Origin of the sequence: Paenibacillus sp. FSL H8-0034 (assembly GCF_038000305.1) — a bacterium.
In the GTDB taxonomy this organism is placed as follows: Bacteria; Bacillota; Bacilli; order Paenibacillales; family NBRC-103111; genus Paenibacillus_S.
The window spans coordinates 6,510,942-6,535,654 of sequence record NZ_JBBOBS010000001.1 but is presented as its reverse complement, the minus strand read 5'-3'; the positions used below and the strand labels follow the sequence as shown (position 1 = coordinate 6,535,654).

21 protein-coding genes and 1 pseudogene are annotated in these 24,713 nt (G+C 40.0%); 18 read left to right on the top strand and 4 right to left on the bottom strand.

Translation table 11 applies throughout. The features are described from left to right. Window positions 1-92 precede the first annotated feature (92 nt). On the bottom strand, window positions 93-854 hold the full coding sequence (locus NST47_RS29325) for a response regulator transcription factor (RefSeq protein WP_341158294.1): 762 nt from the start codon (window positions 852-854) through the stop codon (window positions 93-95). Then, window positions 832-2,667 carry a cache domain-containing sensor histidine kinase gene (locus NST47_RS29320; protein ID WP_341158293.1) on the bottom strand — a complete coding sequence of 612 codons (1,836 nt, stop codon included), beginning with the start codon at window positions 2,665-2,667 and terminating at the stop codon, window positions 832-834. Before NST47_RS29320 ends, NST47_RS29325 begins: the two co-directional genes overlap by 23 nt. A gap of 207 nt (window positions 2,668-2,874) precedes the next feature. Between NST47_RS29320 and NST47_RS29315 the strand changes: the two genes are divergently transcribed. The 10 genes from NST47_RS29315 (at window position 2,875) to NST47_RS29275 (ending at window position 10,910) form a co-directional block, all read left to right on the top strand. Further along, a complete protein-coding gene (locus NST47_RS29315) occupies window positions 2,875-4,209 on the top strand; it encodes an ABC transporter substrate-binding protein (protein WP_445667487.1) in 1,335 nt (444 codons plus the stop codon). Window positions 4,210-4,288: 79 nt separating this feature from the next. Then, window positions 4,289-5,179 carry a carbohydrate ABC transporter permease gene (locus NST47_RS29310; protein WP_341158292.1) on the top strand — a complete coding sequence of 297 codons (891 nt, stop codon included), beginning with the start codon at window positions 4,289-4,291 and terminating at the stop codon, window positions 5,177-5,179. A 15-nt stretch (window positions 5,180-5,194) separates the two neighbouring features. After that, window positions 5,195-6,007: a carbohydrate ABC transporter permease gene (locus NST47_RS29305; RefSeq protein ID WP_341158291.1), complete on the top strand. Its 813-nt coding sequence runs from the start codon at window positions 5,195-5,197 to the stop codon at window positions 6,005-6,007. Window positions 6,008-6,022: 15 nt separating this feature from the next. Further along, window positions 6,023-6,910, top strand: a complete 888-nt coding sequence (locus NST47_RS29300) for a sugar phosphate isomerase/epimerase family protein (RefSeq protein ID WP_341158290.1) — start codon at window positions 6,023-6,025, stop codon at window positions 6,908-6,910. Then, complete coding sequence (locus NST47_RS29295; RefSeq protein WP_445667413.1) at window positions 6,907-7,617, top strand: MgtC/SapB family protein; 711 nt, start codon at window positions 6,907-6,909, stop codon at window positions 7,615-7,617. Before NST47_RS29300 ends, NST47_RS29295 begins: the two co-directional genes overlap by 4 nt. A 32-nt stretch (window positions 7,618-7,649) precedes the next feature. Further along, window positions 7,650-8,432: an inositol monophosphatase family protein gene (locus NST47_RS29290; RefSeq protein ID WP_341158289.1), complete on the top strand. Its 783-nt coding sequence runs from the start codon at window positions 7,650-7,652 to the stop codon at window positions 8,430-8,432. Window positions 8,433-9,224: 792 nt separating this feature from the next. Further along, window positions 9,225-10,037: a leucine-rich repeat domain-containing protein gene (locus tag NST47_RS29285; protein WP_341158288.1), complete on the top strand. Its 813-nt coding sequence runs from the start codon at window positions 9,225-9,227 to the stop codon at window positions 10,035-10,037. A 15-nt stretch (window positions 10,038-10,052) separates the two neighbouring features. Further along, entirely contained in the window at window positions 10,053-10,322 is a 270-nt protein-coding gene (locus tag NST47_RS37230) for a copper amine oxidase N-terminal domain-containing protein (protein ID WP_445667412.1), read from the top strand. 250 nt (window positions 10,323-10,572) lie between these two features. After that, window positions 10,573-10,707 carry a hypothetical protein gene (locus NST47_RS29280; RefSeq protein WP_341158287.1) on the top strand — a complete coding sequence of 45 codons (135 nt, stop codon included), beginning with the start codon at window positions 10,573-10,575 and terminating at the stop codon, window positions 10,705-10,707. Next, entirely contained in the window at window positions 10,704-10,910 is a 207-nt protein-coding gene (locus tag NST47_RS29275) for a hypothetical protein (RefSeq protein ID WP_341158286.1), read from the top strand. The genes NST47_RS29280 and NST47_RS29275 overlap by 4 nt, the downstream gene beginning before the upstream one ends. Window positions 10,911-11,039: 129 nt before the next feature. Here the strand turns inward: NST47_RS29275 and NST47_RS29270 are convergent, their stop codons facing one another. Beyond that, window positions 11,040-11,969 carry a LysR family transcriptional regulator gene (locus NST47_RS29270; protein ID WP_341158285.1) on the bottom strand — a complete coding sequence of 310 codons (930 nt, stop codon included), beginning with the start codon at window positions 11,967-11,969 and terminating at the stop codon, window positions 11,040-11,042. A gap of 227 nt (window positions 11,970-12,196) precedes the next feature. Between NST47_RS29270 and NST47_RS29265 the strand changes: the two genes are divergently transcribed. Further along, entirely contained in the window at window positions 12,197-12,898 is a 702-nt protein-coding gene (locus NST47_RS29265; RefSeq protein WP_341158284.1) for an SDR family NAD(P)-dependent oxidoreductase, read from the top strand. Between the two features lie 243 nt (window positions 12,899-13,141). Here NST47_RS29265 and NST47_RS29260 read toward each other — a convergent pair whose 3' ends face one another. Beyond that, window positions 13,142-14,227: a hypothetical protein gene (locus NST47_RS29260; protein WP_341158283.1), complete on the bottom strand. Its 1,086-nt coding sequence runs from the start codon at window positions 14,225-14,227 to the stop codon at window positions 13,142-13,144. 240 nt (window positions 14,228-14,467) lie between these two features. Between NST47_RS29260 and NST47_RS29255 the strand changes: the two are divergent. The 7 genes and pseudogenes from NST47_RS29255 to NST47_RS29225 all read left to right on the top strand — a co-directional run bounded on the left by NST47_RS29255 (window position 14,468) and on the right by NST47_RS29225 (window position 24,698). Further along, window positions 14,468-15,257: pseudogene (locus NST47_RS29255) on the top strand (sensor domain-containing protein). A 410-nt stretch (window positions 15,258-15,667) separates the two neighbouring features. After that, window positions 15,668-18,268 (top strand): sensor histidine kinase, encoded by a 2,601-nt coding sequence (locus NST47_RS29250; RefSeq protein WP_341158282.1) that lies wholly within the window; start codon window positions 15,668-15,670, stop codon window positions 18,266-18,268. Further along, window positions 18,265-19,761: a response regulator transcription factor gene (locus NST47_RS29245; RefSeq protein ID WP_341158281.1), complete on the top strand. Its 1,497-nt coding sequence runs from the start codon at window positions 18,265-18,267 to the stop codon at window positions 19,759-19,761. The genes NST47_RS29250 and NST47_RS29245 overlap by 4 nt, the downstream gene beginning before the upstream one ends. Window positions 19,762-19,921: 160 nt before the next feature. Further along, window positions 19,922-20,809: an ABC transporter permease gene (locus tag NST47_RS29240; RefSeq protein ID WP_341158280.1), complete on the top strand. Its 888-nt coding sequence runs from the start codon at window positions 19,922-19,924 to the stop codon at window positions 20,807-20,809. Next, the gene (locus NST47_RS29235; protein WP_341158279.1) at window positions 20,809-21,687 is read left to right on the top strand and encodes a carbohydrate ABC transporter permease; all 879 of its coding nucleotides are present in this window, start codon (window positions 20,809-20,811) and stop codon (window positions 21,685-21,687) included. The genes NST47_RS29240 and NST47_RS29235 overlap by 1 nt, the downstream gene beginning before the upstream one ends. 34 nt (window positions 21,688-21,721) lie before the next feature. Beyond that, entirely contained in the window at window positions 21,722-23,248 is a 1,527-nt protein-coding gene (locus NST47_RS29230) for an extracellular solute-binding protein (protein ID WP_341158278.1), read from the top strand. 4 nt (window positions 23,249-23,252) lie between these two features. Beyond that, window positions 23,253-24,698, top strand: a complete 1,446-nt coding sequence (locus NST47_RS29225; RefSeq protein WP_341158277.1) for a sulfatase family protein — start codon at window positions 23,253-23,255, stop codon at window positions 24,696-24,698. Window positions 24,699-24,713 lie beyond the last annotated feature (15 nt).

The following is a 24,713-nucleotide window of genomic DNA, read 5'->3' as shown; positions in this document are numbered from 1 at the left end:
GGAATGATAAATGAATATTATCGAAGAGAAGAACACTTGTGACTGAGTGTTCTTCCTTTACTTTTATCTTCCGGTAAATCGGGATTAATTAATTATTCCAGCAATTCGTTTCTATAGCCACTTGGCGTTTTACCTGTTTGTTGTTTGAAAACAAGCATGAAGTGCTTTGGACTTTGATATCCCGACAATAGAGCAATATCGTATATTTTTAAAGTTGTGGCTGACAAGAGATACTTTGCCTTTTCAATACGAGCTTGAGCTATATAATCCGTAATCGTAATCTCTGTTTCATTCTTAAACAGGTGACTTAGGTATGTAGGATGAAGATTGACTTGCTCTGCAATTGATTGAAGAGTTAAGTTTCCTTCAAGGTTAGCTAGTATATATGTTTTAATTTTTGAAATAATGAATTTGTCTTTATTGTTAACAATAATTTCATCAGGAAAATTTTTTTCGACGATCTTTACATGACTAGCTGAGGAGTAGTTTTGGGAGGAAAAAATTCGTTCCAGAGCTAGAAAGAATAAATTTCGGTTTATTGGTTTTAGTAAATACTCACAAACTCCATACCGCAAGGCAAGTTGGGCATACTCAAACTCCCCGTAACCGCTAATAATCATAATGGGGATGTTGGGAAACATATCCTTGGCTTTTTTTATGAATGAGATTCCATCCATTTCCCTCATTCTAATATCTGTAATAATTAAATCAGGGATATAAGAGTGGAGCTGCTCTAAGGCTGCTTTTCCATGCTCAGCTTCGGTTACTGAAATTGCTATAGGAAAAGATTGGATTAAGTTTTTAATACCGTTACGTATGACTTCTTCATCTTCAATAATTAGGATTTTGGGCATTGTAATCTCTCCTTGGTTCGATTGGTAATGTAATGGTGAAAGAAGCTCCCTCGCCTGGTATTCCATCTATATGAAGTCCGAATTCTTCACCATACATTAGCTTGACCCTTTGGTCGATATTCCGAAGGGCAACTCCACTGCCTTTGGAAGAAGCGTTAATCGGTTGTTTTAATGAAGTATATAGCCATTTAATTTCATCCTCTGTCAATCCTTTTCCATTGTCACGAACGGTGAGCAATAGGTTATTCTCAAAGGTATCTACACGGATCCAGATTTCTCCTCCCCTATTCATATCTTCGATCCCATGGTAGATAGCATTCTCAACAAGTGGCTGAAATAGTAGTTTGGGGATAAGCAATGAACGAAGCTGATTCTCTACCTGAATGAATACTTTTAAACGTTCACCATAGCGGATTTGTTGAATCTGAATATAGGATTCTATGGAGGATAGTTCTAACGCTAGAGGAACATATTTAGAGCTAGTGTTGATCGTATAACGCAATAAATTTCCTAAAGCCGAAACCATATCGGAAACATCATAATTTTGATTTTGAATCGCTTTCATATTGATAGATTCTAATGTGTTGTACATAAAATGAGGATTCATTTGGCTAAGCAGAGCCGATATTTCTGCTTCCTTCTCTTTAATTCCAATTAATAAAACTTCTTCTATTAATCGTTCTATTTCTGCAGACATTCGATTAAAACCTCTTGCAAGCTGTCCAAATTCATCTTGTGTATGGACATCGATGCTTTGGCGGAAATTACCTAATTGTACTAATTTCATTTTGTTGCGCAATTCTACAAGCGGACGGCTTAATCGGTATGAAAAAAACAAGGCTAATATAATACCTACGATTAAACATAGGCTTCCAATCAGGATGGATACCCGTTTAATAGGCAATGTTTCTTTGAGCAGTAAATGCTCAGGTATTAAACTTACAACCTTTAAACCGGTGTTATCAGATTGATCTATAATGACGAGATGCTTCTTACCATTAATTTCCGCTTCAAATGATGCGCTTTCATTATGTAATTGCAAAACGGAATTGATTTCTTTGAAATCTGTTTTGATACCTTCAATATTTTGTTCATAGAATAGTTCGTTGTCTTTATTTAAGATAAGAAGACTCCCGATTTCACCGAATTTATAATTAGCTGCAATTTGACTAAATACCTCAAGGCGAAAATCAACCTTTATAATTCCGAGGGACTGCATACTACCAGGGTCTATAATCATTCGGGCTAATGAAATGTATGGCATAGGTTTAGTCTCACTTAAATATTTTGGGTAGTGTTGCGGGATGGCTACCCATAATCCAGCCGCATTGCGAACTCTTGGCACCCACGTTTCATTATCATCAAAGTAAAAGGACTTTATTAAATAAGGATCCATGTCAGTAAATAAATATCCATTGGTTGTAATTATCTGAATACCTCTGATTTCGGATCGATAAGGAGAGGAAGCAGCCATATAACGAAACATGGTGGATTTCTCCAGTGTGGAGGGTATAGAATCTTTATTATTGGCTTGACTGTGGTTTTGGAGAATCTGCTTCATCTCCCCGTTGTATATGGTAAGTAAAGATAAACTTTGCTTTTCTTCCATAAATGTTTTGTCGAGACTTTTATTTATTTGATTAACAATCTGAATGGCATATATTTTTGTTCTCCGTTCTATGGTCGAAGAGAAATCAAAATAGGTTACGATTCCTTGGGTAATCAATGGTAATAATATTAATAAAATAAAGAGGATAAGTAGCTTAGTCGAAAGTGTCAGGCTTGGAGGAATTAAACGAAATTCAGAACGCATAGTCGACCCTCGTTTCGTGTTTGCTAGGTTTTGTTACTCTCATTCTATCATGGGGACTTAAAATTTTATATGCATAATATTTCATACCAAAGCTTAAAATCAAGTCGTTTCTATTCAATTTTAAGGAGAGTATGATAAACATATTAAATCAGAAAGGGAGAGATAAAGTTGAAACGAAAATTATTAGTCACGATTGTAACCGTTGTCATGTTATTCGTATGTACTGCCTGCGGAATTAGTGGAGGAGATACAAAAGGGGCAACTGAAACCAAAGAGCCCACCCAAAAACCGGAAAACAGCACAGTGGTGCCAAGTAATACTCCGGCTGTGCCAGTTAAGCCAGTAGAGCTTACCTTCTATTATCCAATTCAGGTTGGAGGACCCTTAACTGCATCTATTGAAGGTATGGCAGAATTGTTTATGAAAGAAAACCCTGGAATTACAGTTAAACCCGTATACACTGGAGCTTATGGAGATACAACTTTAAAGACGCAGGCTGCCGTTCAAGGAGGTAATCCACCGGATGTAGCCGTTTTATTGGCAGCAGATTTATTTAGTTTCCTAGATATGAAGGCTATTGAGCCCTTGGATGACTTTATTGCTAAAGATGGTGGGGAGAAGTTCATATCCGATTTCTATCCTGCATTTATGGAAAATGCACAGGCTAATGGTAAAACCTACAGTATTCCTTTCCAAAGAAGCACAGTGCTCCTCTATTATAATAAGGATGCTTTCCGGGAAGTAGGCCTTGATCCGGAGAAACCGCCTACAACTTGGGATGAGTTAACAACAATGGCAACGAAATTGAAGAAAGAAGGAAGATGGGGCGTAGAAATACCTTCATCAGCACCTACGTTCTCAACTTGGATGTTCTCCGGGTTAGCCATGCAAAATGGAAAAAATTTAATGAATCAAGATGGCAAAGAAGTGTATTATAACACACCAGGCAACATAGAAGCTTTACAGTATTGGATCGATTTATCAAAAAAACATAAAGTCATGCCTGAGAAAATAATTGAATGGGCTACAGTACCTTCAGATTTTCTGGAGCAAAAAACAGCAATGATGTATCATACAACCGGAAATCTAACTAATGTTCGAAAAAGTGCAAAATTTGATTTTGGTGTAAGCTTTCTTCCTATGAACAAGCAATATGGAACAGCTACAGGGGGAGGCAATCTCTATATATTCAAAGGGATCAGTAAGGAAAGACAAGAAGCAGCTTGGAAATTTGTAAAATTCATGACAGATCCGGAAAGAGCGGCTCAATGGAGTATTGATACAGGGTATATTGGAGTGCGAAAGTCCTCTTATGATACAGAGATTATGAAAGAATATATTAAACAATTTCCTGCAGCTCTAATAGCACGTGAACAACTTCAATATGCTAAAGGGGAGCTTTCAACTCATAACAATGGGAAAGTAACCTCTATATTAAATGATAGTATTCAAGCTGCGTTATTTGGTAAAACTTCTGCGGCCGATGCCCTGGCAAAGGCCCAAATTGATGCAGAGAAGGCACTAGCACCTTTCAAGCAGTAAATTAGGAGATGAGCCGTTCTCGGGGTCTTAAAATCATCCCAACGGCTCTTTATTTTCAGACAGGAATTGGAGGATTAATATGTTTAGTTCCATAAAGAAAAAATGGAAATCTGAAATCTTTGCTTGGTCATTATTATTTCCATCCTTGTTATTATTGACAGTTTTTACCTTTTACCCAATAGGCATAACAATCGTTCAGAGCTTTTACGAAAAAAACTTGGCGGTAATAGAACCATCATTTACTGCTTTCGCAAATTACAAGCATCTATTCGCTGATGACATATTTCATAAAGTAATGATAAATAACTTTTGGTACATGATTGGAACGGTCCCAACATCGATTGGCATAGGTTTGATTTTTGCCATTTTTGCTAATAAAGCTCTTAAATTTCGCGGTTTCGTCAGAACATCGTTTTTCTATCCGAATGTAGTGCCTATGATAGCGTTGGCTAATATATGGTTGTTTATTTATACACCTGAATATGGATTGCTAAGCCGATTAACAAATTTTCTCCATATGGGCAATGTAAGCTGGTTAGGCTCTGAAACTTGGGTCATGACAGCCTTGACTATTATGATGATTTGGAAAGAAGCTGGATATTTTATGATTTTTTATTTGGCTGGAATTCAGAACATATCTCCTGAAATTTATGAAGCTGCCAAAATAGATGGTATTCATCCATTTAAGGTATTCTGGAGAATAACATTTCCTTTGCTGATGCCTACAACATTGTTTGTTTTAATAGTTGCCTTAACAAATTCGTTCAAAACCGTAGATCAATTGTTTGTCATGACGCAAGGCGGGCCCAACAATTCAAGCAATTTACTCCTGTACTATATTTATCAGCAAGCATTCGCATTCTGGGATTACGGAATGGCTGCAGCGGCAACGGTAATTATGATACTTATCATGTTAGTAATGACTATACTGCAGTTTTTCGGAATGGATAAAAAAATTCACTATCGTTGAAGGGTGTCGGATTAAATGAAAAGAATTAAACAAATTCCATTCATAGTATTGGTTTATACATTTGCAATAATTTGGTCAATTCCACTAATATGGATGATCTATATGGCTTTTAGGCCACAAGATATTCCTTTGTCAAAAGGATTTTCCTTTAATTTCACGTTAGACAACATTATCAATGTTTGGAGCGCAGCTCCATTCCTGACTTATTTTATTAATACAATCATTATTGTTGTTGGTATATTTGGTTTTCAAATGATTACCAGCACCATGGCTGCTTATGTTTTTGCCAGGCTTGAATTTATTGGGAAAAGCTTCGTATTCATACTCTTTCTTATCCAAATTATGATACCGGTAGATGTCTTGATTTTTCCGGAGTATCTGGTGCTGCGAGATCTATCATTATTAGATACTAAATTAGGGATTATGATTCCCTATTTTGCTTCTGCTTTTGGGATTTTTCTGCTCAGGCAATATTTTAAAACAATACCAATTGAATTAGAAGAGGCTGCTCAAATTGAAGGTTGCAGTAAGTGGCGTATATTATGGACGATTTATTTCCCGTTGGCGCGCCCTGCAATATTGTCTTTCGGCCTTGTATCTGTCAGCTATCATTGGAATAACTTTGTATGGCCACTAATTGTTACTAACTCTGTTGAGAATCGTCCGCTTACTGTCGGCCTTGCACTATTTGCAAAATCTGCTGAGACTGGCGCACAATGGTCGATGATCACTGCTGCTACACTAATTGTTGTTGCACCGTTGCTGCTTGGGTTTCTAATCTTTCAACGGAAATTTATTAATAGCTTTATCAGCTCAGGTATTAAATAAGGAAGGGGTGTTTAAATGACTCGAGATCATAAAAATCATTACAGAATATCTACCCTTGTATACTTAGATATTCCGCTTGAAGATGCATTGGAACGTATGGTTCGATCAGGCTGGACATCCATAGAAATTATGTGCGAAGGCAAACATCGTTCAATACTGAATTGGGACGAAGAACAATTGAATTGGCTGGATGCATTAACCGGAACAAATGGCATTAGCTGGTCCTTGCACGCGCCTATAGAAGGAGTAAATCCCACCTCAAGAGATCCGAGAATAATTGAACAAAGCTTCCAACTGTTGAAAAGTGCTATTAAAATTGCTGAAAGATTAAAGTCTTCTTATGTAGTAATTCATCCAGGTTTCATCGAGGATTCAATACCTCACCCTACCATGGACTTGTCAGGCTATAATCTGCTTAGAGCTAAGGCAGTCACTCAAACTGCTGATTTTATGCGCCAGCTCATTACCCTAACAAATGGTGAATTAGGAATTCCAATTGCATTGGAAAATGTGCCTCCAAGTGCGAATCGATTTGGATCCGATTGTGATTTTCTAATGGATGTGTTACATGAGGTTAAGTCGGATAGATTAAAAATCCTATTGGATGTTGGCCATGCGCATATGGTTGGTTCGGGTCAATCTTTAGATGAACTTGAAAAATGCAAAACACATTTGATTGGCTTACATCTGAACGATAACCATGGCAATATGGATGAGCATTTAGCGATAGGGCAAGGAACGATTCCCTTTAATACGCTTATCCATGGATTAAAAGATACAGATAATGAGCTTATTTGGGTTCTGGAAATGGTGGATGAATCGGATGCACTAGACTCTGTCACTCCATTAGATAAATTAAGAGCGAATGATGACAATTATGCAAACAAGGGTATTCCATTATGATGGCGGACTCGCAAGTATGGCATATTAGTTTGAATGAAATTAGCATTAGAATCATTATTGCGTTGATTTTGGGCGGGATAATTGGACTTGAAAGGGAACGAGGGAAACATCCTGCTGGCTTACGCACACACATACTTGTATGTGTGGGTGCCGCTTTAATTACGTTAACATCCATCTATGGGTTTTCAGCATTTGCTTATGAGCCTAATGTCCGTATGGATCCATCCAGACTATCGGCACAAATTGTAAGCGGGATTGGTTTTTTGGGTGCTGGAACGATTATGCGTACGGGCATCGGGGTATCTGGGTTAACAACTGCTGCATCTCTGTGGGTTGTGGCAGCTATTGGATTAGCTGTAGGTACTGGGTTTTATTATCCGGCTGCCCTTGCTACCGTACTTGTATTGATCAGTTTATTCTTGTTAAATATTGTTGAAAAGAAAGTGTTGAAATCAGGGCGTGCAGATGAATATGTAGTTACTTTAGCAAAAAGCGGGGATATCGAAGAGCTTATGAAATTTTTCGCGGAAGAAAAGATATTCATTCATTCACTTAAACTTCATGTTATTGAACCGCAACGATCGATACAAATTCAATTTGTAATAAAAAACTCCAGTATTAAACATAAACATAAAATTTCTTCCCTGATAGCCAGTCCAATGGGAGTAATCAATCTCGAAATTAATCGTTCAAGTGCAAGTTTATAATAGTTATTCTTACAAGGAGGAGAATGTAAACGATGATAGAACAACAAATATATAATCAAGCAATGAATTGGGTCATTGAAGCTGGTGAACTAATTAAGCAATTATTGCAAGCGGATTTGGAAGTTAATATTAAAGCCAGTCATGCTGATTTGGTAACAATTATTGATCAAAAGGTTGAAACGTTTATAGTAGACAATATTAAAAGGCATTATCCGGAACATAATATTGTTGGAGAAGAAGGCATTGCGAATACAAGTTCAAGCCATACGTATTTATGGATCATAGATCCAATAGACGGGACGACAAATATGATTAACCGGAGACAGGATTTCGCTATTTCCGTTGCCTTTTGTTATGAAAAAATCGGTGTGTTTGGAATTGTGTATGATGTGATGAACAATAAGCTATTTCATGCTTTTAAGAATGAAGGGGCGTTTCTTAATCAATCCAAGCTGGAGATGCTTCCAACTGCGAGGTTAGAACAGCAATTGTTAGCCTTCAATCTCCCTTGGAATGAATTGGAATATAATGTTAAGTGGAATTCGTTTTTCCGATTGGCATCAAGCGCAAGAGGGATTAGGGTATATGGAGCAACTACGATTGAATTATGCGATATAGCTATTGGTAAATTGGGGGCTTTTGTACAATGCTCCATTAAGTCTTGGGATTATGCGGCTAGTCGTGTTATTTTGGAAGAAGTCGGATGTGTATTTTCGGACCTAGAAGGAAATGAGATTGATATTACTTATGATGGGGGAATTATTGTAGGCACGATACAAGTGCATGAGCAAATCCTACAACTCTTAAAAAAGTAGTTGTAATAAACAGATAAACAGATAAACAGGGATAAATTGTATTAATCTGGAGTAGATGAGTGGGTTGATTCAATTAAACAGTAAAGCCAAATTATCAAGTTTTTCCCAAAACTTCAACTACGTACATTCTCGCATACAACACATGTAGAGTGCGTGGTAAGGATATATCGGGAGGTGTAACCAGCTAATAAACCCCTGCTATAACAAATAAAGTCCTGCTAAAATCGTAATAAAGCCCTGATATTAGTGGATGATAAAGGCAGCAGATACCGCTAACCTCCAGCGACACCCTGAAGCCGACTAAAAAACCGAAAGTAACCGAGCGAGACCCAGTAATATCACTGAGTTTGCTCGGTTTTTCTTTAACATGGATAAACACCAATGGGTTTTCAGCAGGTCGCCGCGACACACGAAACCCTTGATATTCCTATCTTGCCCCCGTACTTCTCGATCCATCTCCAATCATTTTTCTCCCCATTCATTTCCCCTAGATCTATCGCAGGGCGATTTTGCTTTTCCCCTGTTTATTTCTGTCTTTTTTCTTGTTTTCGTAAAGTGACTTTATTCAAGCATACAACGGTGGGATACGGGTTGAGGGGGGTTAGAAGGAGTTTATTCATTTTGAACTGAGGAATAGCTCTAAGATAGATTTTGAACCTTTAATGGAAATTACTTGTCGAATAAAGGGTATTTGTTAACTTTTGTCGAAATTGAATCTTAGATATTTTCCGTTTATTGTAAAAATGGTTGATTCAAACTTTCACAAAGGAGAAGATATTCGGAGGGAGAATATTGTTAGCTACCCTTAGTTTGATACTTACAGTATCATTATTGTTCTCAAGCATTGCTACGGCTTCAGGAGTTATCGAGGATCCGAATTTAGAGAAAGTTATCAGAGAAAAGCTGAATTTTTCGGATAAACCGATTTTGGCTGCTGATGTTAGCAGAATGGACAAGTTATTAGAATATAAGCCTTACGCTATCAAGAGCTTGAAAGGTTTGGAACATGCAACAGGGCTCAATCAATTGCTGCTTATTGGTAATGAAATTGAAGATCTTGGACCGCTAAGTGGTATGCATCGGATGATGTTTCTCTACATGAATCATAACCGGATTTCTAATTTAGAACCACTGAAGAATATGACTAGACTAATCAATGTTGATCTAGATAATAACCAGGTGTATGACATATCTCCACTTAATAAAGCCACTCAATTATCTGTTTTGCGTCTGGAGAGTAATCCGGTGGATGATATTTCAGTCCTTAAAGATATGAAAAAACTGAAGGGTCTTAATATTGCTAACACCTCAGTGACGGATATCCATCCCTTGGCAGGACTTCCGCTACTAGAATTTTTGTATCTTAATGACACCGAGATCAGTGACTTAACCCCTTTAAGGGAAATGCCATCATTACATAGCCTATATTTAAAGAATAATCCACTAACGGCAGAAACGTTTCAAGTAATTGAGGAACTAAAGGGGCGCAACGTAAGGATCTTAGACCCCGATAAGTCATTTAACGAAATAACAGAAAAACATATTAGAGTTACTCTTAATGGTGAAGAACTCTTATTTGAACAATCCTCAGTATTACTAAATTAAACAACGGTAGTACCAATGAGAGGCATTTATTCGGCATTGGGCGCCAAAGTTGAATGGAATGAGGCTGAGAGAAAAGTTACAGCTTCATTGGGGAGCAAGGTGGTCAAGCTGAGAATAGGTTCTCGTACAGCTCTAGTAGATGAAAAACGTCAGTTGCTAGATGAGAAAGTAATGTTAGTAAATGCTACAACCATGGTGCCCGTCAGATTTATTAGTGAGTCCTTAGGTGCAAAGGTTGATTGGCTCGCGGAAACAAACACAGTTGCAATAACTACGGTACCTTAGTAGGAGAGAAAAAATTCATTTTCGAAAATATTGTTATCTTTGTTCTCAGTATATTTTTTCTCGTCATAGTCATTTACCTCCCAGTACCCTACTAAAATGTGAAGTGAACAATATTATGCGAAGGCAATAAGGATTTATGAATTCTTTTTGTATCAGACTCCTGACAAAGGAAGATTCTACCATGGCTTTGAAGAATTCCATGAGAGGCTTGATTTTACAGAAGTATATTATAATTTAGGATTTCTAAATTATGAACAAGGTGATTTCGATCTTTCAATGTATTACTTTGCTATGGCAGGTAAATCAATTTATTTCACTGAAAAAAGAATTGGAAATGATTTATGGTGTTAAAATCTCGGTTTCATTTGAGGGGATGAGAAGATGAGAATCAACAAGAAGTATAAGTATTGGATATTTTATTTTGACGAATTAAATGACGATGATAGGCAGCGTGTTGCTGCGATTTGGGATGGAGAATGGCATGGTATCGAATTGCTGGATAAGTCTAATGCCGAATTGGAGGAATATCTGTCTGAAGTGATTGATGATAACAATGTATACACAGGTGAAAAAATCAATAAAATATGATTAAACATGCTATAACTGAGATGAAGAAGATTAAGGAAGAGCTAAATTTAGGTTAATAAAAACTCTATTTTAATGAAGCCATCATCCAGTGGGATCAAGATCCAACCAATTTTTTATGATTGTGTACACTTAAATTCTGTTATTAAGCTCTAGCGGGAGAAGAGTGCTGTGCTTAGGTTGCATTTCTTTTATGATTTCTAAAAACGTATTGACATCCTCGGATGGATGTAAGGGATATAGCAAGCCATAGGGTATTGTGATGTTCAAATCGCTTGGGATGGTCACTAAGGACGGATGAATATCTGCCCATGCATCCAATGTTAGTAGGACAACACCACTTTCCTCGCAACGATTAAATACATCAATATCATAAAGGCGCGGAACATCTTTAATTCGGATTTTAGGATGGTTCCTTTTCAAAAAAACACGAATTTCCTCAATTACTGCACTTTTTCCTCCATTCACCACAGCCAACTTCTCTCCATACAAATCTTTGACTGACAGTGTTTTTTTGGAAGCCAGCCGATGGTTGCGAGATACAGCAAAGCAAAAGCGGTAACTTCCCAACTCAAGCATATGGAAATATTCCTTCCAGTTTTCAGTAAGGGTTGGCCCTACGATGAAATCAAAGTGCTTGCCGATCGTGCGATAAGTGGTTGGGAGTGTATAAGCATCATCCTCAAAATGGACGATTTTGATTTTGAACTGCGGATGTTGGTCGCTGATTTCATTCCACAAATCTAGCAAAACCTTGCAGGGATTAAGCATAGAGGTTCCCACGCGAATAATATGCTGACTTGCCTGAGCGGCTTGACGCGTGCGTAGCATAGCTTCTTGAAAATACTGCAAAATAAATGCCGCATCCTTGCTAAAGGATTCTCCAGCATCGGTAAGCCCAACACCATGGTTAGTGCGAATCAAAAGAGGCACTCCTACATGCTTTTCCAATAAATTCATTTGCTTCATCACAGCGGTTGGAGAAACAAATAGTTTTTCAGCTGCCTTGGAAAAGCTGCCGGACTTTGCCACCTGAATAAATGTATTCAATTGTTCATTCATTTATAGGACCTCCCTTTTGTATAAACTATTAGTTAATACCATGCTAACCTTTTTGAACTTCCGTATCAAGTGCTCCAACTGTAAGATTAGAGAGGAAAGCAAGCAGAGCACCATGTAGCCGATCTGTTTTGCCCCTTTCATTAATCGGTTAATTTTTTCAGGTGCCTGCTTGATCGCTTCCTTCCAAAACGGTTTGGCTAATCTTCTCAAAGAAAGGAACATTTATTATGGAAATTCGTAACAAGGTCGTTCTTATTACTGGAGCATCCGCGGGTATCGGATTAGCCACAGTACGCCGCTTTGCCACTGCTGGTGCTACATTAGCACTGGTAGCTCGATCTGCCGATGCACTCAATCATCTTGCTGAGGAATTACAGAGTCAGGGAATCGACGCTGTCGCTCTTCCTGCTGACGTGAGCGATCCGAAGCAAGTTCAACAAGTCATTGAGGAAACGGTGCGCCGCTTTGGTCGCCTGGATGTGGTCATCAATAACGCAGGACAATCTGCAGTTGGAACGATCGCTGACCTCAATCCTGATGATTTCCGAAAGATTCTTGAACTCAATGTGTTTGGACCCTTAGCAGCTATGCAAGCTGCGATCCCTATCATGCGAGAGCAAGGGGGAGGACTGATCATCAATATAAGTTCGGTGGTCTCCAAGATGCATATTGCTGGAATAGCAGCTTATGCAGCTACCAAAGCCGCTTTGAATATGCTTTCCGATACGGCACGAGGTGAATTAGCCTCAGAGCATATTCGGGTTATTACCGTCAATCCGCGCTCAACCGCAACGGACTTTGGCAAAAACGCTCTGGGTGTTCGCCAGCAGCGACAAGGTTTTCCCGCTCCTGCTGATACTCCTGAATTCGTCGCAGAGAAAATCTTGGCTGCAGCTTTACATGAGCCAGATGAGCAATATATGGATTAATGAGCTTTTGTTGTTCTTGCACATGGGGTGCGCCAACCGCTTTTGCAATTTGACGGGATGAGTACAAGCCGCTTAGCTCCCTTTTCATCCATATATGTACCTTTTCCAACAAATGGATCTGTCCCGATCATCAGCAATAGTTACTTTTGGACAACCTTGTGGTAAGGATATATCGGGAATACACCCGCAAATGTCAAGCCCGCTATCAGATAACTGATATGCGGGCTTGATGCATCCTTGCAATCAATACTCATGATTAGGGTCTTCTACAAAAAACCAAAAGCCAGCTTCTTTGCTGGATTGAATGGAATATTTCACCCCATTCTTAATTACGGATTCTTTCAAGTTAAGCGTATCATTGCCTTTTACGAAACCCAAATCCATGAGGATATCATCACCTTCCTCCCGCGACAAGCCGGGATTCGTAGCCGCGATCAGGGCAACAAACGATAACAGCATGTTATTTCCAGTTTTGTCGGTTCCATCCGTTCCACCGGCCATGAAGGCTGATCGCAGGCTTCCGTCTTTGGCATTGAGGTCGCCGTTTAAGAAGAGCAAATCACTAAATTCAACTTGAAAACTAACTTGCTTTGAATCAATGAAATTGATTTTGTTAATTTGATGGGAAAGCCCTAATTGTTTGGCAGATGCATTAAAGGCCTGTTTAAATTGCTCCAGGCTAGGACTGATAGTGCCCACCCGTTTTGATTGTTCACGCTTGGTAACCGCCTCTTCATAGGGTTTAACATCGATGGCGACTTCGGATTTAAGGGTCTGAGCTGATTGATTACCAATTGTAAGATATAATTCATCGATAGTTTTGGCACCGGATAAAGCTACACCTCGACGAGTGAGCGGAAAGCGAACAGCTCCCACGAAATCTCCAGTACTACCATATTTGCTTGGTTTGGGATCATGAAAATAGAGCCAGACATATTCGAAGCCCATGGAATCCTTACGTATACTTTCTACTATTTGCCTGAATTCAGCTTCGGTAGTGGCGTCAGTCATAACCCTAACCTTTCTGGTGGGCCCCTTCTCATTTTTATTATCTTCAAAAATGGTATATGGCACTGTTTTTGGGGCCTCTTTAACGGGAGTGTTCAGTTGGTTGGTTGCGGTAGTTGCAACATTCGTTCTATTGGCAGTAGCCGGAACATCGGGTGAAGCAGGTGCTGCAACTATAGCTGCGATAAAAAATACAAACAACGCTCCTGATATTAAAAAGTATTTTGTGTGCAACCCTTGTTTTTGAAACAGCGATACAATCGCCCCTAATAAACAAGCAAGTGATCCCAGAAAACACATTACACTAATAAATATCCACATTGTATAACAACTCCAGTCTATCTCTCCATCGGCTAGAGAATTTGCTCGAAATCTGTCAAATCCAACTATACCAAATATAGGAATAAAGTGCTATGCATAAGTTTACTGGTCTTTCAACAGGATCAGTCCTAGTCTAAAGCCTAGGTACAGACACTCCCTAAGACGGTGGTGTCGGGTAAATAAGGGGGATATAATGATAACTTAGAGCGTGACTTATGAAGCCAAAGGAAGTGTTTGAATATGAAAACAATAGAAGCGACTGTAAAAGCGCCAACAGGTAAAGTAAGGTGGGTGCTTTTTAATCCAAAAACCTATGCAACGATCCTCTATTTATTGCTGTCTCTCCCGTTAGGAATTATCTATTTTACAGTAGCGATAACGGGACTTGCACTATCAATCGGTTTAACTCCAATATTTATCGGAATACCGCTGTTTTTTGGAGTAGCTAAGCTGTTGAATGGGATTGTGAATTTTGAACAAAGCATGATTAGACAAATTTTAGGTTTACCGACTCCTCCTGTTTCGTATACCTACAATCAACAGTCTGAAGCTGGGCAGAACTGGTTGATGCGAATGGTGAGAGGTTTTGACAGTGGACTATTCATTCGAAATCTACTGCTCGTCTTACTAAAATTTGTAACAGGCATTGTATTTTTTGTTATTATGGTAACGGTGCTTTCACTAGGAATAGGATTTATTGCTCTTCCAGTCGTGCATATCATTTTGATGAATGAAATACAGCTTGATATTTTAGAGAATAACTTGTTTAATTATTTTCAGCTAAATTGGACCTATAATCAACAATATTTGCTGTACGTAGGCGTTGGCCTTGTACTTTTCTGGATCGCGCTTCGCGTTGTGAATGGGCTCATGCAAATTCAGCGCAGAATCATGTATGTGGATGAGCCATATCAGCAGCCGCCATTGCCAGCGGAGGCACAAATTCATGCACCGGTTCAGTCGCAATATTATGAGTACCAAGGATCAGCCCACTCAAGGGATGATGCAGCCAGCTTATAGAGAGCTTTAGCAGCTCTCTTTTTTTTATGTTAGAAACTTTACATTCAGGGTGTCCAATTTCCCTGTTGCAAAAAGGGATGTATAAAGTGACTTAATACACAGTATGGGGACTTCCTTTTGAGGAGGTTCTTTTTTATTTGCTCTTCGTCTGGACCTATGTCAAGAAAGTAGACTGAATCCGTTTTTACATATTTTGTATAATGACATGTGCTTCTTATTCTATTTGATCTTTTTTGAGCAAAGTATAGTTGCTTTCTTGAAAGACTTGGCTTAAAAAAAGTGTTGCGAAATCATGGTAAAATTATTTGTACTTTGATAACATTGATCTTAATGATTCTACAAATATGCGTTGAAGGAGCGACTCAAATGTCATTCAGGATGAAGTTGAATGGGTTGTTTTTAGGGCTTATGCTTGCTTTCATGGCAATTTCCTCCTTAATTAGTTATCTTGTTTCCAAAAATTTAATTATAGGCAATATGAAGCTTTCCAACGAAAGTGAGCTGTCGATCAACCTTGAAACAATGGAAAATTCAGTTTATAAAAGCAAAGAAAAGTTCCAACTGTTTATGGACGATTTCCATTTTAATTTTGACAGCGACGTCAAAGACGACAATACCCTATTAAGAAAGGCTTTTGACTTTAATTCCGAGCTGCGGACGTTTCTGTATTCGAATAAAGAGTTCAAAGGCATTTTTTTGTATCAGAATCAAGTATTAATCGGGACTTCCATAGCAAATGAAATTATTTCATATACGGACAACATGGATGAAAGAGCGGCTTCGCAAGCGATAAACGAATACTTATGGACTCAATTGAAGGAGGATTGGAAATACGGACAGAGCGATTTTTACGAAGAAAGCTTATTAATTGCGCCGATACAAGATGGGGCATATATCATTGCAATATTGGATTTTCAGAAGCTGCTCGACCAAAGTGATCTCAAATTAATCAAGCTTAACGCGAAAGATCAAGTGATATACGGGGATCAACTGAAAATAAAGGAACTTTTTAATAATAAAATTATGGAGCCGACAGATGCGGGGGCTATAGTTACAACGCGGCTTGAAAATCAGATCGTCTCTATAAAGTATAAACAGGGAGACAGATATATTTTATTGAGGGATATTAGTCAAGTCGAACACAGTACCAAGCAAATAGTGTGGAATCTTGTCGGTTACGGTTTGATTATTTTTATTATATTTGCTTCAATCGCCTATATTAACACGGGAATCATATTAAATCCGGTGTATGATTTCATAAAAAAACTCAAGCAGGTCAAAGGATTTGAAGAACGTGACTCGATCCGTCATTATATTACAACCTATAAAGAGCATTCCAGTGTATACAAAAAGCTGTTCCTGTTTTTCTCTATGATTATTATTCCAACCCTCGGTACGATCCTCATATCTTTTCATAATTTCGATCAAATTATTGAGGAGAACTCGCGACAGGATAACATTCATATTTTCAAGCAGACCGCAAAAAACATCGAAAATAACTTGCAATCGTACCAATCTTATATGAGGTATTTGTCCCTTAACAGAGAGCTTCAAGAGCTTATGATGAAGGCAAACGGAGAATCGATGCAATGGAACAGGGAATTCTCCGACATATTAATCAGGAAGGGAATCATCGATAAGAGCTTAAGTTATATTTCCATCTACGATGCCCATAACCGGCTTGTGTTCTCCAATACGAGAAATAAACCGGCCCTTGCGTCCGCGCAGCCCCTATTAGTCATGAAAAAGGAATTCAAATATCTAGGCAATACGGTTGATAAATCGAACATATTTAAGTATATGGGATATATGGAATTCGGAATCAATGGAGTTCTCGACAACCGACAACATACAAGCGGTACATCAGCCATCATCCTCATGAACCGGAAAACCGACGGTGACAATCTCCAAATGATCAGCTCTCCCCTGGATCATCCTTATTCAGAATACATTCATAAGCACGCCGAGGATATGATAAGCGATCCGATTGACTATAAATATATTACCGTGAAAGGCCAAAAGACGTTGTTCTCCACGATCCCCATAGATGATCAGGAAGAGTGGAATTTAGGGCTGTTTGTTCCGGCATCGTGGGAAGAGCAGCGCTATATTTTTATCCTAATGTACTCGTTTGAAATTTTCTGTATGTTAGGTATCATTATTATCGCCTCTACGATATTGGGAAAGCGTATGACCGCTCCTGTACGCAGGGCGATCCATCTGATGGAAGAATACCCGGGAGACCAATCAATTCGCTTACATGGAACCGAGCATGATTTTGAATTTGTTGTTCTGGCTACAAATTTCAACAATATGTTAAGCAGGCTGGAAGCATTATCGATAGATTTAATGACTAAAGAAAACGAAAACCTGGAAATGGAAAAGCGGATCAACAAGCTCTTGTTTAAAGCTTTGCAGTCGCAAATTAATCCGCACTTTCTGCAAAATATTTTCACATCCATCATGCTGCTGCTTAAAACAGGGAAGTCAGAGGAGGCGAGTAAGATGCTTGTGGCAACAGCCAAGTTCTTGAAAACGGGCTTATCTGGGTCCAAGGATTTAATTACGCTTGAGGAGGAACTCGAGCATGTTACCAACTATGTGCATATTCAGAGCATTCGGTTCGAGAAGCAGTTGGCTTTTTATATAGAAGTTGACGAAGCTTATTATAAGGTTCAAATACCTAAATTTATTTTTCAGCCGATTGTTGAGAACGCTATTCATCATGCCATGGTAAAGAACCGGTTATTAACCATCAAGATTTCCAGCCAACGGGAAGATGGGGATCTGATCATTATTATAGAGGATGACGGAAAAGGAATGGATCTTGCGCAGCTTGCCGAAACCATTAACACGATGAATAACAAGGCTCAATCCGTTCATTGCGGATTATCCAATGTCCACGAAAGATTAAATCTTGAATTTGGCGAAGCGTACGGATTGGAAATTGAAAGCGTCTATGACGCGGGAACACGAATTAGAATGAAAATCATTTTGCAAGCCGGGAGGTTGGTTGGATGAATGTTTTTACGCTTATGATCGCGGATGATGAGAAAATTATTAGAGATGGACTGCAAGATTCCATAGATTGGGGATCGTTAGGATTTAAGCTAATAGCGGTTGCCTCTGACGGAGAAGAGGCTTTGGAGCTGTTCCGGGAGCATAAGCCTCAAACGGTTATTATGGATATCCATATGCCGGCCATGAACGGGCTGGAAGTGCTGGTGAAGTTAAAAAATGAACAGCCGGATACGGAGGTTATTTTGCTTAGCGGTTACGACGAATTTACTTATGCTCAAAAGGGGATAAAAGAAGGAGCATTCGATTACATCATTAAACTTAATATGTTTCCGGAACTGGAGGAATCATTAAAGAAGCTGCATCAAGCTTTATCCCATAGACTGGAGGAGACCAAGCAACGCAACCAGCTGCTGCTGCTTAAAAACGATTATATGTTTCAGGAATATAGGAGTGGCCGCAGTCCGTTAGAGCTTGGTCACGCAGGGGATGAAGATAATTATTGTGTAGTGAGTGTCTGGCTTTCTTCGCCCCGTGCATTGTACGCGGACTTTTGTGACCGTGACACGCTTCCGCTGAAGTATTTGATTAAAAGAGATAACCATTATATTCACTTCATTTTCTATAGGGAGGGTGAAGAAAGCCAATTGTTCCATAAGAGGTTGCTTGATTCGATCCGTATAGTGGAGCATCACCTAGACCGAACCGTCTACAAAATCGGAATCGGCAACGTCAAGTCTTTCAGATCAGAGATTCCTCTCATCTACAAGGAAGCGATGAAGACGGTCGATTATCTAAGGTCGGGAGACTCGGAAAGTGCGGAACGGTCGGTGTTATTCTATAAAGATTGGCAAGGGCAGGAACATAGTGTGAATTATAACTTGGTTTCGGACATGCATTGGGTCAACTGGGTTTATTCGGGAGACAACGAAAGCTTGATCAACTGGATCAGGATTATATTTGCCGAAGCATGCGTGAGCAAAAAAATAAGTGTTTCGGATATGAAATATTTATGTATCCAGATTGTCGCGCAATTTGAAAAAATGACGAAGGAACAAGAGAATGAAGCCATTACTTTGAATGAATTTGATTCGTTAATCGATTTAGAGGCTTATATGATCAGAGTCATAGAAGCACGGAGTGCAATTGTACACCGAAGAATACAGCAGAAGAAGAATGAAAGCATAGCTGCCGTAAAAGAATATGTGGACGGGATGTATATGGCCAATTTGAGCCTGGAGGATGTCGCCAAGCAATTTTACTTCAGTCCCGGTTATTTATCCTCCAAGTTCAAGGAGTACACCGGCATGACCTTCTCTAAATATTTAATCACGAAACGAATCGAAACGGCCTGTCAATTACTGGTCGGGACGGAAATGAAAATTTATGAGATTGCCAAAGAAGTTGGTTATTCAGACGAGAAGCATTTCAGCAAGCTGTTTACACAATCCAAACATATGGGTCCGAGGGAATACCGCAAACATAACAGGCTTTAAATTTTACTCCGGCTTCGTTTTGTAAAATAACCCACGTTTTATCTGGTTTTCACCTTCTGTTTTTCATAGGGAAGTAAAAGTATACTAGGTATATCAATTGTATGCGTTTCCACACCAAAGGAGAGATAAGATGGCGCAAAACAAATTACATAAAATTCGAATGCTTTATTCTAAACATCAAATTTTTCTTTTTATTATTCCGGCTTTACTTTATTACATTATTTTCAGGTACAAACCGTTGTATTTTATCCAGATTGCATTCAGGGACTTTAGAATTACGCGGCCGTTAGAGAAAAGTCCATGGGTAGGCTTTGACCATTTTGTCACATTGTTCAGTTCAACCGATTTCCAACAAGCTCTAGTCAACACACTGATTATCAGTTTCTATAAGATCTTGTTTGGTTTTCCTGCACCTATACTGCTGGCGTTGATGCTGAATGGACTGAGAAACGCAATTTTCAAAAGAATCAGCCAGTCTATTTTGTATCTTCCTCATTTTATTTCCTGGTCGGTTCTGGGAGGAATCATATACAGCTTATTATCTGTACATGACGGGTTAATCAATGAAGTTGTGAAATGGTTCGGCCACGAGCCGATCTACTTTATGGGAAGCAAGGAATATTTTCGTGGGATTCTGGTTGCATCAGAGGTCTGGAAAACCATGGGCTGGGGTACCATCTTGTATTTGGCGGCATTGACCCGGATCGATGTATCTCTGTATGAAGCAGCTCGTGTGGACGGTGCTTCGCGTATGCAGCAGCTCTGGCATATTACGCTTCCGGGCATCTCCAACACGATCGTAGTTCTGTTCATTATTAATATTGGTCATTTGCTTGATGTAGGTTTTGAACAGATTCTGGTGATGAGCAATCCGATGGTAACCAGCGTGGCGGACATTATCGATACCTATGTATTTCGTGTAGGACTCCAAGAAGGCAAGCACAGTTTGGCCACTGCGGCAGGACTCTTTAAAACATTGGTAGCAGCCATTCTCGTTTATTCGGCGGATCGATTAGCCAAAGTCATTGGGCAAAGGGGGATTATCTAATGGCCCATACGATCCGGGACAGTAAGCATCCCATAGGAGATGCGGTGATCGCGGCTGTCCTTGTACTATTGTGCGTCATCATGCTCTATCCGTTTTGGCAGACGGTAGTCGCTTCTTTCATGTCGGAATCCGAATATTTAACCTCTCGGTTCAAAATGGTGGTGACAGCACCAACTTTAGCGTCATATAAGCAAATTTTTCAAGACGGTACGATCTTTATTCATCTAAGGGTTACATTCTTGATTACGGTAATAGGTACAGCCGTCGCCTTATTTATGACCGCCTATTCGGCTTACGGATTATCCAAGCCTTTCAAAGGCTCCAAATTCGTCATGTTCTTGATTGTTATGACGATGTTCATGAATGCCGGCTTAATTCCTGATTATATGAACTACAAGGAGCTCGGGCTGATCAATAATTTTGCCGTATATATTGTACCTTATATGGTCAATACCTTCTATTTAATTATTATGAGATCGACGTTTATGGAATTTCCTAAAGAATTAGAGGAGGCCGCCCGAATTGACGGCTGCAATGATTTCCGTATCTTCTTCACAATAGTTTTGCCGTTGTCCAAGCCGATACTGGCGGCGATCGGATTGTTTTTCATGGTGTCCTTCTGGAACACCTATATGCAATCGGTATTCTTTGTTACCGACAAGGAATTAAAAACGGTTCAAGAATATTTGCAAAAAATGATTAACAGCACACAGGATTTGGAGTCCGTCATGCTGGCAGAATCCGGAGAAGAGGGCTTTAGCTCTGAAACGATACGTTTGGCGAATATCGTAATTGTTTTATTGCCAATCCTCACGGTATATCCGTTTTTGCAAAAATATTTTGTGAGTGGGATCATGATGGGTTCATTAAAAGGCTAGTTTTCAAAACCTAGATAGGAAAGGGTGTTTATGTATGTTGTCAAAAAAAATGACCGCTTTAATCCTTATTCTCGTTCTGGTTATTGCCGTTATGGGGTGCTCGAATAATTCCGGTAACAGCATGGATTCTAAGAGTGCCAAGAATCAGGATTCCGCTGCAGGACCAGGTAAAATAAGCTTGGCGAAAAAGTATGACATTAAATGGTTTCAGTGGGGCCCCCGCGATGTGCATCCCGATGACGCGATTATCAAATATATGAACGAAAAATTCAATGTAAATATTAAAGTGGAGCGGATCTTGGCTAAAGAATACCTAAAAAACCTGGAGTTAAGAATCGCTGCGGGTGATATGCCTGATCTGTTCCGATATTCGCTTAGTACAGGGGCGCATGTTTACAACCAGCTACAAGAAGATGGTTTTTTGATGAATTTCACCGAGTACGCCGAAAAGTATGATTTAAAAGCATTGAAGGCTTACATGGACAAACCCGGGACCGAGGAGTTCCGTGAGGAGAACGGAGTATTTCAGCTACCGTCCCGCAAAGCGGGAGTCATTCCAAATGTGATAGTTGTTCGTCAAGATTGGCTGGATCAACTTGGATTGAAGAAGCCGACGACCATGGATGAATTCAAATCGATGCTAAAAGCTTTTAAAGACAATAAAATGGGGGGGACCAACACAGTCCCTTTAACGTTTGCACTTGGCTCGAACGCATTTATGGGCTTATCTACTGGCTTTACCAGAGTGAACAACTGGGGGAAAGTAGACGGCAAATGGATGTTTGAACCCGTTATGCCGCAATATAAATCATTTCTGCAATTTGCCCGAGAATTATATGGGGAAGGTTTAGTTGACCGTGAAGTGTTTACATCGAATGAGGCTCAAGCCAAGGCCAAGTTCATCACCGGAGTTTCCGGAGTTATGGTGGCTCCTACGGAAAGATATGTGGCCCTCGAAAAGGATTTAGCGGAATCCAACAAAAATGCGAAGCTGTCGCTGATCATTCCGATGCCTAAAGGGCCAGCAGGAGATACGGGTAGAGTAGACTCGAGCAATACGGAGCCTATTGTTGTAATTAAGAAAGGCAGGGATGAAGATTTTCTGGCAAGAGTTGCTGCTATCATTGATTATACCCATAGTGAAGAAGGGATCAAGATGCTCAACTACGGCATAGAAGGTGTCCATTATACAATGGAAAATGGCAAGATGGTTAAAACGGCTCTCTATGATCGGGATATCATTCCGTCATTGGGACATTTAACGGCCATGACCACAGATTATTCGTTTGCAGCAATGGACGTGGAAGGCGCATTGAAGGAAAACGTGGATTACTCCTTAAAATCCGGTGTCGCGCCTCCGTTTACGGCGTTGTCCTATGGAGCGACCAAGGATTTGATGCCGTCTATTGAGAAAAAACAGACGGAATGGTCAATCAATTTTGTGACCGGTGCCAAGGATATTAACACTAACTGGGATCAATATGTGAAAGAGATGAACGATGTCGGTTTAAGCAAGTTAACTGCGGCAGTCGAACAAAATAGGAAGAAATGGGGCAAATAAGTGTATGAATAATCAAAAGCCAAACGTGATTATCATTATGGCTGATCAGTTGAGGTATGATGCCATAGGAACCTACACGCCCAACTTAAACGAACTGAAAAAGGAATCCGTTGTTTTCAACAGAGCCTACTGCGCTTCCCCGTTGTGTGTTCCCGCCCGGGGGGCGTTCTTCACGGGGAGATATCCCAATGAAACTGGATGTTTGATCAACCCATGGACGGAACAGGATCGAATGCACGGCATGGTTAAGGATGGAACTCCCCATCTGTACCAGCTGATGGAAAAGCATTGGGACAGCTGGCATACCGGTAAACAGCATTTATTTTATAACCAGAAGCCCGAACTGCAAGCTGAATCGCAAACACACTGGGATACCGAAGCCAGCTATAAGGACTTCCTGTTGGAGCACGGAAAACAAGCTCCGGGAGGTCCGAAGTTCACGGGACTCGTGCCTGAGATGGTAACCGGTCAGCATACAACAGTCAGAAGTTATTCCATCCCTGCTATGGACTGCTACACGGAAGGGTTGGACTATTTTTTTGACGGATATATTACAAATCGTTCATTAGACGCTCTAACCTCCAGAGACAATGAGAAGCCTTTGTTTTTAAGCACCATGTATTTAGCCCCTCACCCACCCTATCACCTTCCAGAGCCTTGGTATTCCATGATCAGGGAGGAAGAGATCGAGCTGCCCGACAATGTCGGGGTCTGGTATCCAGATCAATCGCCCCTGCAAATGTATAATCTGACAGGAGTGCTTGGAACTCGCTATTCCCGCGAAGAATGGCGATCCATCTGGGCCAAGTATCTTGGTTTGGTCAACCTGCTGGATGATGGGATCGGCCGTATTATCGGTGAATTGAAGAGGCAGAACCTCTACGATAACTCCCTCATTATCTTCACCAGCGATCATGGAGAAATGCTGGGCTCACATCGGTTATGGCAGAAAATGTGTATGTACGAGGAGTCGGTTCGAACTCCGCTATGGATTAAGTTCCCATCCGACTATGTCCCTGCGGTCAGCGAATCCAATGAAGTGGTCAGCTCGATCGACGTGCTGCCAACCTTATGCGATTTCCTCGGCTTGGAGAGACCCGAGTCCTTATCCGGGAAATCCTTAATGCCATTAGTGAAAGGAACGAGCTTAGAGCGTGAGGCTGTGTTTATTCAGTATGATGGAAACGGCTCCTTAGGAAATTTCCAACGAAGTGTCGTCAAGGGGCAGTATAAGTTGATCGCGGATCTGTTCAAGGACGAGACTTTTCTGGAGCTGTACGATGTTGTGAGCGACCCTCAGGAAACGACAAATTTGGCGGTATCAGGATCTCATAATCAAGAATTGAACCAGCTTGTGGCTATACTGAAGAACCATATGGAAATGACTGGCGATCATATTGCACTGGAATCCGATCAGGTCAAGCTAAGTAGTGGACAGGTAACGAATTAAGGCAGTTAAATTAGA

Bases quoted from the DNA above. Each gene is read 5' to 3' on its own strand.
- NST47_RS29325 (WP_341158294.1), bottom strand. From the start codon at position 854: ATGCCCAAAATCCTAATTATTGAAGATGAAGAAGTCATACGTAACGGT.
- NST47_RS29320 (WP_341158293.1), bottom strand. From the start codon at position 2,667: ATGCGTTCTGAATTTCGTTTAATTCCTCCAAGCCTGACACTTTCGACT.
- NST47_RS29315 (WP_445667487.1), top strand. From the start codon at position 2,875: ATGTTATTCGTATGTACTGCCTGCGGAATTAGTGGAGGAGATACAAAA.
- NST47_RS29310 (WP_341158292.1), top strand. From the start codon at position 4,289: ATGTTTAGTTCCATAAAGAAAAAATGGAAATCTGAAATCTTTGCTTGG.
- NST47_RS29305 (WP_341158291.1), top strand. From the start codon at position 5,195: ATGAAAAGAATTAAACAAATTCCATTCATAGTATTGGTTTATACATTT.
- NST47_RS29300 (WP_341158290.1), top strand. From the start codon at position 6,023: ATGACTCGAGATCATAAAAATCATTACAGAATATCTACCCTTGTATAC.
- NST47_RS29295 (WP_445667413.1), top strand. From the start codon at position 6,907: ATGATGGCGGACTCGCAAGTATGGCATATTAGTTTGAATGAAATTAGC.
- NST47_RS29290 (WP_341158289.1), top strand. From the start codon at position 7,650: ATGATAGAACAACAAATATATAATCAAGCAATGAATTGGGTCATTGAA.
- NST47_RS37230 (WP_445667412.1), top strand. From the start codon at position 10,053: ATGAGAGGCATTTATTCGGCATTGGGCGCCAAAGTTGAATGGAATGAG.
- NST47_RS29280 (WP_341158287.1), top strand. From the start codon at position 10,573: ATGAACAAGGTGATTTCGATCTTTCAATGTATTACTTTGCTATGGCAG.
- NST47_RS29275 (WP_341158286.1), top strand. From the start codon at position 10,704: ATGAGAATCAACAAGAAGTATAAGTATTGGATATTTTATTTTGACGAA.
- NST47_RS29270 (WP_341158285.1), bottom strand. From the start codon at position 11,969: ATGAATGAACAATTGAATACATTTATTCAGGTGGCAAAGTCCGGCAGC.
- NST47_RS29265 (WP_341158284.1), top strand. From the start codon at position 12,197: ATGGAAATTCGTAACAAGGTCGTTCTTATTACTGGAGCATCCGCGGGT.
- NST47_RS29260 (WP_341158283.1), bottom strand. From the start codon at position 14,227: ATGTGGATATTTATTAGTGTAATGTGTTTTCTGGGATCACTTGCTTGT.
- NST47_RS29250 (WP_341158282.1), top strand. From the start codon at position 15,668: ATGGCAATTTCCTCCTTAATTAGTTATCTTGTTTCCAAAAATTTAATT.
- NST47_RS29245 (WP_341158281.1), top strand. From the start codon at position 18,265: ATGAATGTTTTTACGCTTATGATCGCGGATGATGAGAAAATTATTAGA.
- NST47_RS29240 (WP_341158280.1), top strand. From the start codon at position 19,922: ATGCTTTATTCTAAACATCAAATTTTTCTTTTTATTATTCCGGCTTTA.
- NST47_RS29235 (WP_341158279.1), top strand. From the start codon at position 20,809: ATGGCCCATACGATCCGGGACAGTAAGCATCCCATAGGAGATGCGGTG.
- NST47_RS29230 (WP_341158278.1), top strand. From the start codon at position 21,722: ATGTTGTCAAAAAAAATGACCGCTTTAATCCTTATTCTCGTTCTGGTT.
- NST47_RS29225 (WP_341158277.1), top strand. From the start codon at position 23,253: ATGAATAATCAAAAGCCAAACGTGATTATCATTATGGCTGATCAGTTG.